Genomic DNA, 16021 nt, shown 5'->3' on the forward strand with positions numbered 1-16021 from the left:
AGATTGAGTAGTATAGGAGCCGAAGCGAGGCTCACCCAACCAATAGTGATCGTGCAGCGGCACGCGCTTCATCTGTGATTGTGTCGCCTGATACCATCCGGGCAATCTCGGTCACGCGTTCATCACTGTCCAGCGGGACGACTGTTGACAGAGTAACCTCATCCACAACCCGTTTTTGTACCCGCCAGTGATATGCCCCTTTAGCGGCAACTTGCGGTGAATGAGTCACCACCAGCACCTGACCGCCCTCGGCCAGTGCGGACAGACGCCGCCCCACCGCATCAGCAGTAGCGCCGCCAACACCACGATCGATTTCGTCAAAGATAAGCGTCTGGCCAGCGTCATCACCGTGCAGGCAGACCTTAAGGGCCAACAGAAAACGGCTAAGTTCACCACCTGATGCAATCTTGTTCAACGGACCCGCAGGCGCACCGGGGTTCGTCGCGACGGTAAAAGCAACGGTATCCTGCCCTTCGGGACCCGGTTCGGCGGTTTCAAATGTTGTCTCAAACACCGCCCGTTCCATTTTCAACGGGGCGAGTTCAGCCATCACCGCCTTGTCCAAAGCAGCCGCGTTTTGTTTGCGAGCTGCACTAAGGGCAGTAGCAGCCTCTGAATAGGCATGTTCAGCTGCAGAAAGCGCAGCTTCCTGATCCGCCAGATCGCGGTCGCCATCATCCAGCGCGGACAATTTGACTCGCAAGGTTTCAGCATAAGTGCCAAGTTCATCAGCCAGAACATCATGCTTGCGGGCCAAGGCACGAATTGCAAACAAACGTTCTTCACACTCTTCCAGTTCAGCCGGATTGAACTCCAGAATGTTCAGAACCTGACCAATACCATCCTGTGCCTCGCCCAGTTCCAGCAACGCACGGCTAAGCGCCGCTAATGGTGCATCCAACGAGGCTGCCTCGCTGATGTCCGCTGTTTCAAGCCAACGCTGTGCCTCGGTCATAGCTCCCTCAGCACCCTCGGTTAGTAGACCATGCGCGCGCACCACGTCACCACGAATACGTTCGGCACCCTGCATCTGACGCCGTTGAGCATCCAGCTCGGCATCCTCTCCGGGCTGAGGATCCAGCTGGTCCAGTTCACCCACTGCATGGCGCAAAAACTCTTCTTCGGCGCGCACCGCATCAAGCGCAGCCCGTGTGGCATCCACAGTTTTGCGTGCGCGCGCCATAGAGGTCCAAGCCTCTCGCACCTTGGTGAGTAGATCTGAAAGTTCTGCGTATTCATCCAGCATCGCCCGGTGTCCACGCGGGTTCAGCAATCCACGGTCATCATGCTGCCCATGCAGCTCTACCAAAGTGGCCGAAAGCGCCCGCAGTACCTCGCCGGAACAACGCCGATCGTTGACCCAAGCGGTTTTACGTCCCTCGGCGGTATTCACCCGGCGCAAAATCAATTCACCGTCTTCGCTTGGTGGCAAGCCAGCCTTGCTAAGCACCGCATGAGCCGGGTGACCGTCATGAAGGTCGAATTCCGCCACGACCTCGCCCTGAGTTGCACCGCTGCGCACCAGTTCAGCACGACCACGCCAACCCAGCACAAACCCAAGTGAATCGAGGAGGATAGACTTACCAGCGCCGGTCTCGCCAGTCAGCACATTCAAGCCAGGATGAAAGCCCAGCTCGAGATGATCAATGATCAGCAAATTTCGGATATCAAGCGCACGCAGCATCAAAGAGCCCCATCACCTGTTTAGGCCTTACAGCCATTGCCCTTTTACCGTCTGGCGATAGATCTGGCTCAACCAATTGTTGCCGCGGTCCTTCATCTTCAGACCATTGGCAGTCAACAGTTTGTAACTGTCCTCATACCACTCAGTAGACCGATAGTTATGTCCCAAAATGGCACCCGCCGTTTGAGCTTCATCGGTCAAACCCAGCGACAGGTAGGCCTCGACCAACCGGTGCAACGCTTCTGGAGTGTTACTTGTGGTCTGAAAGTCCTCAACCACCACGCGGAAACGGTTGATCGCAGACGAGTAATGCCCGAACCGCAGATAGTAGCGACCAATTTCCATTTCCTTGGCGGCCAGATGGTCGAACGCCAGATCAAACTTCAAAACGGCTGAGTTTGCATATTCGCTGTCAGGGTAAACCTCAATAACGGTGCGCAACGCCTGCAGCGCCTGGAAAGTCAGGCCCTGATCGCGACCAACTTCGTCGATCTGGTCGTAGTAGCTAAGCGCCAAAAGATACTGCGCATAGGCAGCATCTTCGTCTGTTGGGTAGAAATCAATGAACCTCTGAGCCGCGCCACGGCTATTTTCATAGTCCTGACCCTGATGGTAGGTAAAGGCCTGCATAATCAGAGCCTGTTGCGCCCAAGACGAGTAAGGATACAGACGTTCAATTTCCGAGAAGTAATAAGCAGCATCCTTGGTGCGATCGCGTGCTAGTTCAAACTCACCACGCTCGAAAATCTGCTCGGGAGTGAAAGCCTCAAGGTTCGCAGACCGATCGCCTTCGCGGCCTTTGCCACCGCAACTGACCAGAGCGGTCAGCAGAAGAACTGTGCCAAAGGCTTTGGCCCCTGCTCTGATGCCGATCATGTTAGCCTAACCTCACCGTCTTATCTTGCGGGTGTTTACCCCGTTTCATCAGGGTCTAGCACATTCATCAAACGTGCAAAACGCCTTTAATTCCATTTCGCATTCACTTGGCAGAGAAAGTCAGGCGGGGTCAAGGCCTGCGAGTGTTCCATAAAGGGGAAGCCACTGGAAAAATTATCAAAATAGGCTCAGGCTTCTTAACCTGACATCACAATAAAACATACATGCGAAAGAAGATTAGGCGACGCGCGCGACTTCGGACGGGATTTCCGACCAGATCAAACCCTGACCAGGAAGACGTGCGGCCATCACTGCATCACAGGTCACCGCGCGCACAGCACCGGGTGTAGCGAATAGTTCACGCAGCAGAGTATTGGTTAGCGCGTGCCCCGCACGTTCGCCTACATAGTGTCCAATCAACGGACCACCGATAAGAGCAAGATCACCAAGCGCATCCAGCATCTTATGGCGGACAGGTTCGTCGTTGTGACGAAGGCCCGGCCCGCTCTCAACCGAGTTACCGTCAAATACTACAGCATTTTCTCCGGGAACACCGCCAAGTGCCAGACCGTTGGCCTGCATCGTCTCGACGTCAGAACGGCTACAGAAGGTGCGGCTATCACAAAGTTCACGGGCAAAGGCGCCATTGCGCATATCCAGTGTCTTGCTTTGACGGCCGATGGCCTCGTCTGTGAAATCGATATGGAACTCAATCCGGGTGCGGTCAGATCGCAACAAGGTCGCCTTGGCGCCATTGTGCTCTACTGTGACTGGCTTCAGCACCTCAAAGGCGACGACAGCATCACCCAAGCGACGCAGGCCCTGCTTCATAATTGCGCGAACAAAAGGAGCAGACGAGCCGTCGGCGATAGGAACTTCTGGTCCGTCCAGTTCAACCAATGCATTGTGCACGCCACAGCCAGCCAAAGCAGCCATGATGTGTTCGACTGTAGATACAGACACGCCCGCTTCGTTGACCAGACGTGTACACAGGGCGGTGCGCTCTACCATATCCCAGCGCGCTGGAATGACGGTGTTGCCCAAAGCAATATCAGTGCGCTTAAAGCTGATCCCATATCCTGCGGGGGCAGGTTTTAGAATCATTTTGACAGGATGGCCGGAATGCAGGCCGACGCCTTCAAAAGTCACTGATGTCTTGAGCGTATTTTGCACTCTATGCCTCTTAGCACTGTTTCCAGCCACATGGGCTGTGTTGAAGCAGAGTTATGCTGTTGATTAGAAACCCACAACTCAATCTTTGTAACCGATTGAAACATCACTGTAACAAATAGGCAGAACGCCGCTTAATATTTCTTAACAACTTGTCTTAAAACGATAAAAGGGCCGCCAAAGGCGACCCTCTTCATCAGATAAGTGACTGATTTAGTTAGCTTGACGACGCAGGAACGCTGGAATCTCGATGCGCTCCTGTTCAGGATTGATCTCTTGCTGAGGGGCTGCAGCCTGCTGCTGAACAACAGGTTGCCGACGCTGAGCGCCAACAGGTGTGTCACCCGCCTGCCCGGTCATACGGTGAATTAGCGAGTTCAAGCCAAATCCACCGCGTTGCTTTGCATCGTGCTGGGCCTCTTCAACTGCATTCGGAGCAACACGCTGCGCAGCTGCTTGCAAACGCACGATCGCTTCTGGTGAAGGCGTGCCAACGGCAGGAGCCTTCGGAGCAACAAAGGTTTGCTCAGGGGCCTGTGCAACATCTTCTTGCGGCTGGAATTCAGCTACTTTTGGCTGATAGGCAGGCATCGGCAATCCATCTTCAGCAACCAGCTCTGACTCTTCAAAGATATCCTCGGCCTGATCATGAGCCGCGACTTGCTCTACATTCATGTCTTCGAACAAAGATGGCTCTTCAGCTACAACTTCGACTTCAGCAGGTACCTGCGCTGCAGGCTCCAGCTCTAGTGGCGCAGGGCGCAAGTCTTCGGCAGACACAGTTTGCTTCAGCGGGGCAGACATTGGGCGACGTGGAACTGGTGTTTCCTGACGCGCCTCAACAGCGTCGATACCAGTCGCCACAACAGAGACCCGCATTTTGCCTTCCATGGCGGTATCCAGTGTGGAACCAACGATGATGTTGGCCTCTGGGTCCACCTCTTCGCGGATACGGTTGGCGGCTTCGTCCAATTCGAACAATGTCAGATCGCCAGCCCCGGTGATGTTGATCAGAACGCCCTTGGCGCCGCGCAGGCTGATTTCGTCCAGCAGCGGGTTGGCAATGGCTTTTTCTGCGGCTTCGACTGCGCGTGTTTCGCCGTCCGCTTCGCCTGTGCCCATCATCGCCTTGCCCATTTCGTCCATTACGGCGCGAACATCAGCAAAGTCGAGGTTGATCAGGCCTGGACGAACCATCAGGTCAGTCACGCCTTTAACACCTTGATACAGAACATCGTCTGCCATCGAGAAGGCTTCGGTGAATGTGGTTTTTTCATTGGCCAACCGGAACAGGTTCTGGTTGGGAATAATGATCAGTGTATCGACGACCTTTTGCAGGGCTTCGACGCCCTCTTCGGCCTGGCGCATCCGCTTGGCGCCTTCGAATTGAAACGGCTTGGTGACAACACCAACAGTCAGAACACCCAGTTCACGAGCGGCCTGTGCGATGATCGGGGCTGCACCTGTACCAGTGCCGCCACCCATACCAGCGGTGATAAAGCACATGTGTGCGCCCGCCAGGTGATCAACGATTTGTTCAATGCTTTCTTCTGCAGCGGCAGAGCCAACCGAGGGGCGCGCACCGGCACCGAGACCTTCGGTTACTTTGACACCCAGTTGCACACGGCTTTTAGAGGAACTTTGCTGCAGCGCTTGCGCGTCGGTATTAGCCACGACGAAATCGACGCCATCCAGCTCTTTTTCGATCATGTTGTTGACAGCGTTACCGCCAGCACCACCAACACCAAACACGGTGATACGTGGCTTCAATTCTTCCTGCCCGGGCATCGAAAGGTTCAATGTCATGGTCATTCCGCCTTTTATTATGCACCTCTGTTCGAGGCATTATTATTTCCTGTCCACCTTGACACTACATTGCAAGGGCCGATCCGTCACCAAGAAAAGCGCGTTTCCCCACAAAATATGGCAAATTCGGGACATCCATCCGCGATATTTCGCTGATCAGGATATATTTGGGGATTTTCAAACCAGTACATACAAGAACGACTAGAAAACCCGCCTTCTTGCAGGGCAAAAACATCATTCTCTCGCGTGCAAACCACTGCTCGGCCTGCGTGTTCCACCGCTTTTCGCGGCTGGTTAATAGCTCGATAATGCAAAATGCGAAAATTGTCACCAAACAATTTTCGCATTTTGTTAATTTTTTCTGCGCAGGCCCGCCTTACCAGTTATCGCGGAACCAGCGCACCGCGCGGCGGATTGAACCGCCCGACTGACGGTCGCTTGGCATATCAAAGTCCCACCATTCATCCTGCGGATTCGCCGCGAACAGGCTGAGCCCTACTGCACTGGCAAACCCCGGCCCGGTAGCCGATTGCGGCAGGCCATGTACCCGAAGAGGACGACCCAAGCGAACTTGCTGACCCAGAATGCGGCTGGCCAATCCGTCCAGCCCCATGATCTGGCTTGATCCGCCAGTCAGAACAATCTGCTGGCTGGGAAGCTGGTCGAACCCAGCCGCATCCAACCGTGCGCGAACTTCTTCTAGGATCTCCTCGACACGCGGACGCATGATTCCGATCAGCTCGGCCCGCGACACTGTGCGACGGTCATGTTCCCAGTCGCCGGTATCACCACCGATATCAATCATGTCACGGTCGTCTGCTCCAGTCGCGTGAACGCCACCACAGAATGTCTTGATCCGTTCTGCGGCGGATGTAGGAACACCCAACCCCATGGAAATATCACTTGTGACGTGATCCCCGCCCATGCGAACCGCATCGGTATAGATCATGTGCTTCTTCATGAAGATCGACACCGAAGTCGACCCGCCACCCATGTCGATACAGGCCGCGCCCAATTCCTGCTCGTCCTCGACCAGCGCCGAAATGCCCGAGGCATAGGCAGAACTAGCAATTCCGGCGAGCTCCAGATCACAGCGTTTGATGCAGCGCACCAGGTTCTGAACTGAGGCAGCGTCGACGGTCAACATATGCATATCAACGGCCAGGGATTGACCCAATTGACCGCGCGGGTCATTCAAGCCTGATCGGTTATCAAGCGCGAAGTTCACTGGCTGCGCATGCATAACTTCACGACCATGGCCGTATTCCGGCACGTCGCACGCCGCCAATACGCGAGCGACTTCATCCTCGGTGACCACCTGCCCCTGCAGATCCACATGGGCGTTCAAGCCATAGGACCGTGGGTTGGCGCCCGAGAAACAGGCAATGACATGATCCACCCGGACCTCTGCCATCTTCTGCGCAGCCTGCACAGCCGTACGAATGGCACGCTCTGTTTCCTGCATGGCGGTGATTTCACCAAACTGCACGCCGCGAGACCGCGTTGTGGCAGCGCCGATTACCCGGAACCCGGATTGCCCAGCAAGCGAGCCGATGGAATTGTCCTCGCTCAACCGGCTGCTTCCATCAAAGCGCAGCACAAGGCAGGCAATTTTGGAACTGCCAACATCCAGAATGGCAACAACGCCGCGTTGCATGGACTGGCGACGCATTTGCCGCATGGCTCGTTGGGATTGATAGAGATCCGTCATGCCGCTATCCGCCTCCGTTCATCTGTCTGATCCGCCACCACTCCTGCACGGCGTTATCGCTCATCCGTACAGTGGCCCGCGTTGATAATCTCATGTCTACTGCAGCGATATCGCGCTCCAGCAGGTCTCGTACTTCGCTTACCGCGATCACCCGCTCCAATGCAGAGATTGGATTTTCGGCCGGCAGCATAATCCTCTGGCCGCGGTCTAACACCACATCCCAGCGCCGCTCGCCAATGCGTACCAGCCCCCGAAGCCGTGAACCCAAAGGGCTGGCCGTGGAAAAAATACGCAATGCTTCGGCGACATGGGCGTCAGCCCCATCCCCAGCGATCAGTGGCAAATTGGAATGCAAGGACCGGTGCCCCAGCTCAGCTACATGTGCGCCAGTTTCATCCAACAGCGCCAAACCTTGTCGACCACGCCAAACCATCACCGGCAGGCGTTCAACAACATCGACCTGAAGCACGCCGCCTGAACGGATACGCACCGACGCAGTTTTCACTGGATCCAGCGTTTCGATCACTTCACGGATTTGATCTACATCCAGTTCAAATGAACTGACGGGAAACCGCAGCGAAGCGACCTCGCGGATGTCATCAGCCAGATCAGCGCCAGCGCCATCAATTGCGATCATTTTGACCTGAAACTCTGGGCGATCGTGGAACGACTGCCGCAAGTCAGAAACAAATGTGTTCAATGCATCCCGGCGCTGCTCATTTGCGAGATAAGCGCTACCGAGTGCGAACACTAAGCAAAACGGCACGCCGATCCGCAGACCAAGACGGATGCCAGGTGTCAGCATCCAACGCTGCATCCGGTACTTTAACCGCGACGGAGCCGGGTCCTGCTTTTGTGTTGTTTTGCTGCGGCGCCAAGGGATCAACGATTGCATGATGCGTCCTTTACCATCCAGGCACAAAGCTCGCCAAAGCTCATGCCGTATTGATCCGCCTGCTCCGGAGAGAGCGAAGTGGGCGTCATACCGGGTTGAGTGTTCGTCTCCAGCAAAATCAAGCCCGCAGATCCCTTGCTTTCATCCCAGCGAAAATCCGTACGACTGACACCGCGACACCCCAGTGCCTGATGTGCTCGACGTGCGTAGTCCAAACATAGGTCGAAAATCTCTTTCGGCAGATCAGCAGGCACTACATGGCGTGACCCACCGGGCTGATACTTGGCATCGTAATCGTACCAACCATCCGTCAGAATGTCCGTTACGGTAAACGCGCCCGGGTCACCCTCATCGTCGCCCACGACAGTTGTAGTCAGCTCGCGGCCCGGCGCGAATGCCTCGACCATCACCTGGCTCGGCATATCATTGGCCAGTTGCGGCGGCGCGTTAGCATCCTGGTGGACCAGATAGATCCCGACGCTTGAGCCTTCGTTGTTTGGCTTAACGACATAGGGCGGCGCCATCACATGCGCGGCCATCACATCGCCCTTATCGAACAACCCGCTGTCGACAACTGGAAGCCCGGCAGCGCGAAAAACATCCTTGCTGCGCTGCTTGTCCATTGCCAGCGCTGAGGCCAGCACGCCGGAATGAGTATAGGGCAAGCCCATCCATTCAAGCATGCCCTGAACGCAACCATCTTCGCCCCAGCGACCATGCAGGGCGTTAAATACCACATCGGGTTTGATGTCTTGCAAACGCGTGCAGAGGTCTGGACCAGCGTCCACCTCTACCACTTCAAATCCTTCACCCCGTAGTGCGGCGGCGCATTCGCGTCCACTGGACAAGGAAACCTCGCGCTCAGCTGAGGACCCACCCATCAATACCGCCACTTTCGGGAGAGTCCCGCTCGACTTACCCACTTCAAATGCCTCAATATACACAGGGCTTTGCGCCCCTTTGGTTATTAGGACCGTTATCGATCCATTTTTTTGTTCAGGCGATTTTTCGCCCTTTTTTAGTACGACATCGCCGCCAGAGGATCATAAGGACCACCCAGTCCCCGTGCCTTTATACCAACACAAGTCTTACCGACTTATTAACGGTTGGTTTACCATGTTTACCTTCACCCTGCCATTTTAATCATTCTAGGGCCGCTCCAACACGTTCAACTGCAATGAAGTGATTGGTAGCATAAGGAATTTCAGGTTAGTCCGGCTGCGGCTCTCCGATCCGCATAATTTCCCACTCTAGTGTTATCCCACTAGACGCGTAAACCTTTTTCCGCACCTCTTCGCCCAATCCCTCTAAATCTGCGGCAGTTGCGCCACCTTTGTTGATCAAGAAGTTGGAATGTTTCTCGCTCATCTGAGCGCCACCACGCATGGCACCGCGCATCCCGGCGTCATCAATCACTTTCCAAGCTTTCAGATCATGAACATCATCCGCCTGTCCTGTGGATGAAAATCCGGCTGGATTGCGAAAAGTCGACCCAGCGCTGCGATCTTTGGTTGGCTGGGTTCTATCACGTGTTTCCAACTGCGCCTGCATCCGGGCATGCAGCACATCCGGCTCCCCGGCCCCGGCGCGCAGCTTGGCAGACACCAGCACCGCCCCTTCTGGCAGGTCAGTTTGACGGTATTGGAACGCCAGCTCCTTCGCCGAGATCTCGCGGATCTCACCGGTACGGGTCACGACTGTTGCTGATACAAAGACATCTGCCACGTAGCTGCCATAACAGCCCGCATTCATCCGCACAGCTCCGCCAATGGAACCGGGAATGGTGCGCAGGAAGGTCAGGTCAAGGCCAGCATCCGCAGCCTTGCGCGCCACATGTGCATCCAGTGCGGCGGCTCCGGTAGTGACGATGTCGCCGTCGACGTCGATCCCATTGAACCCACGCCCCAAACGGATCACCACAGCCCGCAGCCCACCGTCACGAACGATCAGGTTCGACCCAACCCCCATGGGAAACACGTCGACATCCGGATCAAGCTGCGAAAGGAACAGTGCCAAATCATCGACATCAGCAGGCTGGAACAAATAGTCAGCCGCACCGCCAACCCGCAACCAAGTCAGTTCTGACAGCACACGATTAGGGGTCAACTTACCCCGAATACCATCCATATTCATTGTGCGCGCCTCTCGTAACGAATTGCAGTGCTTCTAAACTGGATTGCCGCCACAAAACAACGCCCAGTTCTATGCGCGGGGGAACAATCTCACTTTGCGGCGCGGCGCGTTCTAATCCGTTGATGCAACCAACCAGAGCCCGCCCCAAGAACCAGCCCGGCCCCGCAGGGCATGACCGCGATCAAAGAAAATATTGCCAACGCCAGCCCATCCCAGCCTTCGAGCGTGCCAACATACCAATAAATCACTGCATACAGAAGGGCCGCGGCAACTACGAAACACAAGATCAGAAGATACCGCCCCCGCAGTGCAAGCAGGTGAGCGCAAACGATTGAGCTGAAGAAGACCGAAAAAAGAATAAGTGTTTCCATGCCGCTCTCTCTAATCTTTTCGCAATTGCCGACGCAGCCAGCGCCCAAGGTAGATCACTGGCCAACGTAGCACCGACATACCTGCCAGCAACACCGCCAACCCCCACCAAGGGCCGTTTTCATAGGTGACGTAGCCCAGCAGCGGTATTCCCAGTGCAATCAGCACATAGGCCCGGCGCCAATGGTTGTCACTGCTTGGGATGATCGCCAAAATATTGGCAACCAGTGCCCACACTGCAGCTAGCGTCAGGGACAAGTTCATTGCGGCACACCTTTCCACTTGCGCCAGTAGTGCACCAGTGGCCTGCGAAACATAGAAACGAATGCGGCGACCCCACCCAAGGCAGGTAACCAACCATGCTGAAGGCCCAACATCACAATGATGACCGGGGCAGCTACAAGCAAACAAAGGCCCGGTGGGAACTGCCAGCGCATTGGTAAAAAAGCTACGAAAGTAGCGGCAAACACCCAAACGATGGCGCAAATAACCGAAACGCTCATAGTGCCCCCATAACAGCGGCGGCGAGAGCTACAATAGACAGGATGAAACCAAGCACCGGAACGGCCATTGGTACTGTAAACGGTGCCTGTGGCGCTCGGCGTTTTTGGAAAATAAGTGCAAGATTGACCAGCATGAATACAGACAAAAGGATCGCAGAGGTAAGCCCCGCCAGCGTAACAAGTTGAACACCAACAGCAATGACAATAACAGCCGCTCCAATCAGGCAGGTGGCCAGTACTGGCGTACCAAACCGTGGGTGCGCGGTATGAAAAATGGCAAGTGTAGGACTGCGTCGCCCCAACCCGAACAGCACGCGCGACGCCATGACAATTTGTGCCAAGACCCCGTTCAGCGCCGCAAAAACTGCAATGCCCGACAAAAAGTCACCGCTACCACCGCGCCCGGCCTGCCAGACCAGAACCAGAGGGTTTGAGCTGGCCGAGATCGTCGCTGTATCAACGGAACGCACTGCGGCTATCGCAACCAATGCATAAATAAGGGTCGTGACTCCCAGCGCCACCAGAATTGCGCGCGGCAAAGTGGTGTTTGGGCGGTCCACTTCTTCGGCCATGTTGACGATGTCTTCAAAGCCGATAAAGGCAAAAAATGCCAACCCAGCCCCCAGACCAACGCCTGACCAAACCGGCAATGCCGGAGCAGACCATTCCGCGACCACGGGCGCCGAGAACCCTGCCCAGATCACCAGCGCCAAGCCGCCTAGTTCGATCAACGTAAACAGCGCGACCAGTGCCAGACTTTCCAACGCGCCCAGAACCGCAACTGTTGTCAGAACAATTCCCAGCGCGATAACGGCCCACACCGCGTCAATATCCCAAGAGGCAGACAGATAACCTACACCGCCACGCAACACTGCACCGGCAGACACAGTACCAGCCGCGACAACCGCTAAACCTACGATGACAGCCAAAGCTTGGGAATTCAGGCCAACACCAACATAGGCCGCCTCACCTGCAGCCTCGGGGATGCGGGTAGAGAATTCAGCGTAGCTTAGTGCCGTGGGTGCCGCCACTAGCCCTGCCAGCAAAAAGGCCACAGGGGCCCAAACACCTGCAGCCCCCGCAACCGCACCAACCAAAACGTAGATCCCAGCCCCGACCATAACGCCAATGCCATAGGCGGTCAGCAGACCGGGCCCGATGCGGCGTTTAAGCGGAGCAGCCATCGCTAACCTTTCAGCCGTTCGGGTAATCCATTGGCCCAGGTGCTGATTGTACCAGCGCCCAGACAGACGACCATGTCACCGGGCTGCGCCTGTTCACGCACCAGACGCTCCAGATCATCCTCGTCGATCAGTACCCGCGCATGGCGGTGACCGTGGCGGATCAGTCCGGCAACCAGATCGTCGCGGCCTGCGCCTTCAATGGGCTCTTCTCCCGCGGCAAAGACATCGGCAATCGCCACAACGTCGGCCTCGTTAAAGCAGGAACAGAAATCATCAAACAGACTGGCAAGACGCGAGAAGCGGTGCGGCTGATGCACTGCGATGACCCGACCTTCACAAGCCTGTCTTGCAGCCTTTAGCACAGCCAAAATTTCTACGGGGTGATGGCCATAGTCATCAATGATGGTCACCCCATTGACCTCGCCCACCTTGGTAAAGCGGCGATTGACGCCGCCGAAATTGGCCAGTGCATCGCGAATGTCATCCGTGGCCATGCCCAGATGGCGCGACACTGCAACAGCCGCCAGCGCGTTGGACACGTTGTGATCGCCCGGCATTGGCAGGCTGCAACCTTCGATCACCAGATCTTCGGTCTGCAAGTGAATGTCGAAATGCGCCACACCTGCCTTGTAGGTCAGGTTGCTGGCACGCACATCCGCCTGCGCGTTGAAGCCATAGGTGACAACCCGGCGGTCAGTGATCCGGCCGACCAAAGCCTGAACTTCGGCGTGATCAGTGTTGCAGACAGCAACGCCGTAGAATGGGATGTTCGATACGAAATCGTAGAACCCATCGCGCAGAGTGTCGAAATCGCCCCAGTGCTCCATGTGCTCGGGGTCGATGTTGGTGACAACGGCGATAGTTGCGGGCAGACGGTTGAACGTGCCATCGCTCTCGTCAGCCTCAACCACCATCCACTCGCCAGCACCTACACGGGCGTTACTACCATAGGCGTGGATGATACCACCGTTCACCACGGTTGGGTCGAACTTACCGGCAACCATCAGCTCGGCCATCATTGTGGTGGTGGTGGTTTTGCCGTGAGTCCCTGCAATCGCAACGTTGGACTTCAACCGCATCAGTTCGCCCAGCATTTCGGCCCGGCGTACCACCGGCAGTCCACGGCGGCGGGCCTCGTCCAGTTCTGGGTTGCCCGGCTTGATGGCGGATGAGATCACCACGACTGAGGCATCCTCAAGGTTCTCAGCTTTTTGTCCCACAAAAACCTGTGCGCCCAGCTTGGCCAATCGGTCAGTGATTTTTGAGGACTTCAGATCCGACCCCTGCACCACATAGCCCTGGTTCAACAGAACTTCGGCAATGCCCGACATGCCTATGCCACCAATACCAACAAAGTGGATCGCACCAACGTCACCGGGGAGCTTGGTTGTAGGGGTCATGCTTTATCCTTTTCCGCCAGCTGTTCAACCAAGGTCACCAAACGATCGGTGGCGTCGGGAACTCCAGCGCTTAATGCTGCTGCGGCCATTTGGTTCGCCGCCGAAGGGTTGCTTAGAATAGAATTTATTTGCTCGGACAACGAGCCCGCGTCAAGCGCACTTTCCGGAATAAGAACTGCGCCTCCGGCCTCAACCAGCGCCCTTGCGTTGGCTGTTTGCTCATCCCGGATCGCTGCGGCCAACGGCACGAGGATGGACGGTCGCCCAATCACGCTGACATCCGCAATAGTCGAGGCACCAGCGCGGGTTACCACCAGCTGACATTCGGTCATTCGTGACGGGATATCTGTGAAAAAGGTTTGAACTTCCGCACTGACACCGTGATCCGCATAAAAGGACTGAACCCTTTGCAGATCTTCTTCCCGGGCCTGATGGCTAACCCGAACGTATTGTTTGATCTCATCTGGCAAGGCTGCGATGGCTTCAGGCACGATATCACTCAGAATCCGAGCCCCCTGACTGCCGCCCATCACCAAGACCGACATTGGATAGTCGCCGGGCGCGATATATCCCGCCCCAGCCCGTTCCAAAACTGCGCCGCGCACTGGATTGCCAACATGCTCTGCCAAAACGCCCTCGGGCAATTCGGTTGGCCAAGCACCGCAGGCCACACCGGCAACCCGCTTGGCAAACAGTTGGTTCACCCGACCCAAAACACCGTTCTGTTCATGGATCATCCGAGGCAGCCCCAGCAGCGTTGCCGCCCCCAGCGCCGGGATTGACGGATAGCCGCCAAAGCCGATCACTGCATCAGGTCGATCACGACGCATCTGCAGCGCCATGCTCAGCACACCGCCAGCAATCTTGGGCCCAACCAACGCCTTGGCCAATATCCCACCACGGGCAAACGTCGCCGAGGACACCTCGGTTATTTCTACACCTTCAGGAAAGCCCCCAGTATAGCGTGCGCCGCGCGCATCAGTTGACAGTTTCACCCGCCAACCCTTTTTCAACATAGCCTCGGCCAAGGCCTGCGCCGGGAACATATGCCCACCGGTGCCGCCTGCCGCCATCAATAGCAGTTTCTGAGCCATCTGCCCCTGTATTCCTTAATCTCAGCCGCGTTCGTGTCCGCGCAGCAAATCTGCAATGCCACCTTGCGGTCGCGAGCGGGTAAAGGCCAGCAACATTCCAACTGCAATGCCAGTCGCGATCAGGGATGAACCGCCATAACTGACAAACGGAAGTGTCATGCCCTTGGCTGGCAGCAGCCGCACCGCAACACCCATGTTGATCATAGCCTGTACACCCAGCATGCAAACCAGCCCGGTACCCGCCAATCGGATGAATGTATCACGTTCACGCATCAACCTGAACAGCGAGCGCACAACGATTGTTGCGTATAGGGCGATCAGGATCAGCACCAGCACCAAGCCGTATTCCTCGGCCGCAACGGCAATAATGAAATCAGTATGCGCATCAGGCAGCGACCATTTCACCTGGCCTTCACCGACACCAACACCAAACAAGCCACCTTCGCGGATCGCATCAGCCGCATAGCCCAACTGGGTTCTCGGGTCGACTTCGGGGTTTAGAAAACCATCAATGCGACGGGCAAAGTGTTCCGAGTTGCCATAGGCAAACATGCCGCCCATCACCACGGCCCCTGCCATTCCCACCAGAAGCAGCATCGGTGCGCCGGCAACAAAGTACATTACACCCCAGCCAAACAGCACCAAACAGGCCTGACCAAAGTCCGGCTGCATTGCCAGCATCAGCACAATCGTGATGCACAGACCAAAGGACCACAGCCGTCCCGGAGGGCCGTTGATATGCTGACTAGCGGCAATCATCCAGGCCGCGACGACCACAAACCCGGGCTTAAGAAATTCAGACGGCTGAACCGAGGCAAAACCAAGGCTGTACCAACGCACAGCGCCTTTGCCAAAGTCAGTGCCAAACACCGGCAGCATCGCCAGTGCAACAAAGGAACAAGCAAAGCCAATCACCGCCAACCTGCGCACCAAAGTCGGCGTCATCATCGATGTCATCACCATGGCCACCAGCGCGGAACATCCAAAGACCGCCTGTCGTTGCACATAGTGGAAATTATCAAACCCGTTACGCGCCGCCAGCGGCACCGAAGCTGCAAGCCCCAACAACAAGCCGACAATGAACAGCCCTAGGATACAGGACAAAGTCCACCGATCCACCGTCCGCCACCATTTGGGAAGAATAGGCTCGCCAACATGCGTGGGAACCGCGCCATAGACCATTTCAGTCATGGGAA

General features: G+C 56.2%; 15 protein-coding genes. All 15 read right to left on the bottom strand.

Features of this window, described 5'->3' with window-relative positions; genetic code table 11:
• Positions 1-31: 31 nt before the first annotated feature.
• Positions 32-1684, bottom strand: a complete 1653-nt coding sequence (gene recN / locus DL239_RS01015) for a DNA repair protein RecN (RefSeq protein WP_167681344.1) — start codon at positions 1682-1684, stop codon at positions 32-34.
• Positions 1685-1711: 27 nt separating this feature from the next.
• Complete coding sequence (locus DL239_RS01020; RefSeq protein WP_167681346.1) at positions 1712-2560, bottom strand: outer membrane protein assembly factor BamD; 849 nt, start codon at positions 2558-2560, stop codon at positions 1712-1714.
• 237 nt (positions 2561-2797) lie between these two features.
• A complete protein-coding gene (gene lpxC / locus DL239_RS01025; RefSeq protein WP_167681348.1) occupies positions 2798-3733 on the bottom strand; it encodes a UDP-3-O-acyl-N-acetylglucosamine deacetylase in 936 nt (311 codons plus the stop codon).
• A 210-nt stretch (positions 3734-3943) separates the two neighbouring features.
• Positions 3944-5536 (bottom strand): cell division protein FtsZ, encoded by a 1593-nt coding sequence (gene ftsZ / locus DL239_RS01030; RefSeq protein WP_167681350.1) that lies wholly within the window; start codon positions 5534-5536, stop codon positions 3944-3946.
• A 376-nt stretch (positions 5537-5912) separates the two neighbouring features.
• A complete protein-coding gene (gene ftsA, locus DL239_RS01035) occupies positions 5913-7247 on the bottom strand; it encodes a cell division protein FtsA (protein ID WP_167681352.1) in 1335 nt (444 codons plus the stop codon).
• Between the two features lie 4 nt (positions 7248-7251).
• Entirely contained in the window at positions 7252-8142 is an 891-nt protein-coding gene (locus tag DL239_RS01040; RefSeq protein WP_167681354.1) for a cell division protein FtsQ/DivIB, read from the bottom strand.
• Entirely contained in the window at positions 8130-9065 is a 936-nt protein-coding gene (locus DL239_RS01045; protein ID WP_167681356.1) for a D-alanine--D-alanine ligase, read from the bottom strand. The genes DL239_RS01040 and DL239_RS01045 overlap by 13 nt, the downstream gene beginning before the upstream one ends.
• Before the next feature lie 286 nt (positions 9066-9351).
• A complete protein-coding gene (gene murB / locus DL239_RS01050; protein ID WP_167681358.1) occupies positions 9352-10275 on the bottom strand; it encodes a UDP-N-acetylmuramate dehydrogenase in 924 nt (307 codons plus the stop codon).
• Positions 10276-10364: 89 nt separating this feature from the next.
• Positions 10365-10646, bottom strand: coding sequence for a hypothetical protein (locus DL239_RS01055; protein ID WP_167681360.1), 282 nt, complete (start codon positions 10644-10646; stop codon positions 10365-10367).
• Positions 10647-10656: 10 nt separating this feature from the next.
• A complete protein-coding gene (locus tag DL239_RS01060; RefSeq protein WP_167681362.1) occupies positions 10657-10908 on the bottom strand; it encodes a DUF2484 family protein in 252 nt (83 codons plus the stop codon).
• Positions 10905-11147, bottom strand: coding sequence for a DUF2484 family protein (locus DL239_RS01065; RefSeq protein WP_167681364.1), 243 nt, complete (start codon positions 11145-11147; stop codon positions 10905-10907). Before DL239_RS01065 ends, DL239_RS01060 begins: the two co-directional genes overlap by 4 nt.
• The gene (locus DL239_RS01070; protein ID WP_167681367.1) at positions 11144-12331 is read right to left on the bottom strand and encodes an APC family permease; all 1188 of its coding nucleotides are present in this window, start codon (positions 12329-12331) and stop codon (positions 11144-11146) included. Before DL239_RS01070 ends, DL239_RS01065 begins: the two co-directional genes overlap by 4 nt.
• Positions 12332-12333: 2 nt before the next feature.
• A complete protein-coding gene (murC, locus tag DL239_RS01075; RefSeq protein WP_167681369.1) occupies positions 12334-13731 on the bottom strand; it encodes a UDP-N-acetylmuramate--L-alanine ligase in 1398 nt (465 codons plus the stop codon).
• Positions 13728-14825, bottom strand: coding sequence for a UDP-N-acetylglucosamine--N-acetylmuramyl-(pentapeptide) pyrophosphoryl-undecaprenol N-acetylglucosamine transferase (locus DL239_RS01080; RefSeq protein ID WP_167681371.1), 1098 nt, complete (start codon positions 14823-14825; stop codon positions 13728-13730). The genes murC and DL239_RS01080 overlap by 4 nt, the downstream gene beginning before the upstream one ends.
• A gap of 21 nt (positions 14826-14846) precedes the next feature.
• Complete coding sequence (gene ftsW / locus DL239_RS01085; protein WP_167681373.1) at positions 14847-16016, bottom strand: putative lipid II flippase FtsW; 1170 nt, start codon at positions 16014-16016, stop codon at positions 14847-14849.
• Positions 16017-16021 lie beyond the last annotated feature (5 nt).

Origin of the sequence: Parasedimentitalea denitrificans, assembly GCF_011813015.1 — a bacterium.
Classification (GTDB): domain Bacteria; phylum Pseudomonadota; class Alphaproteobacteria; order Rhodobacterales; family Rhodobacteraceae; genus Parasedimentitalea; species Parasedimentitalea denitrificans.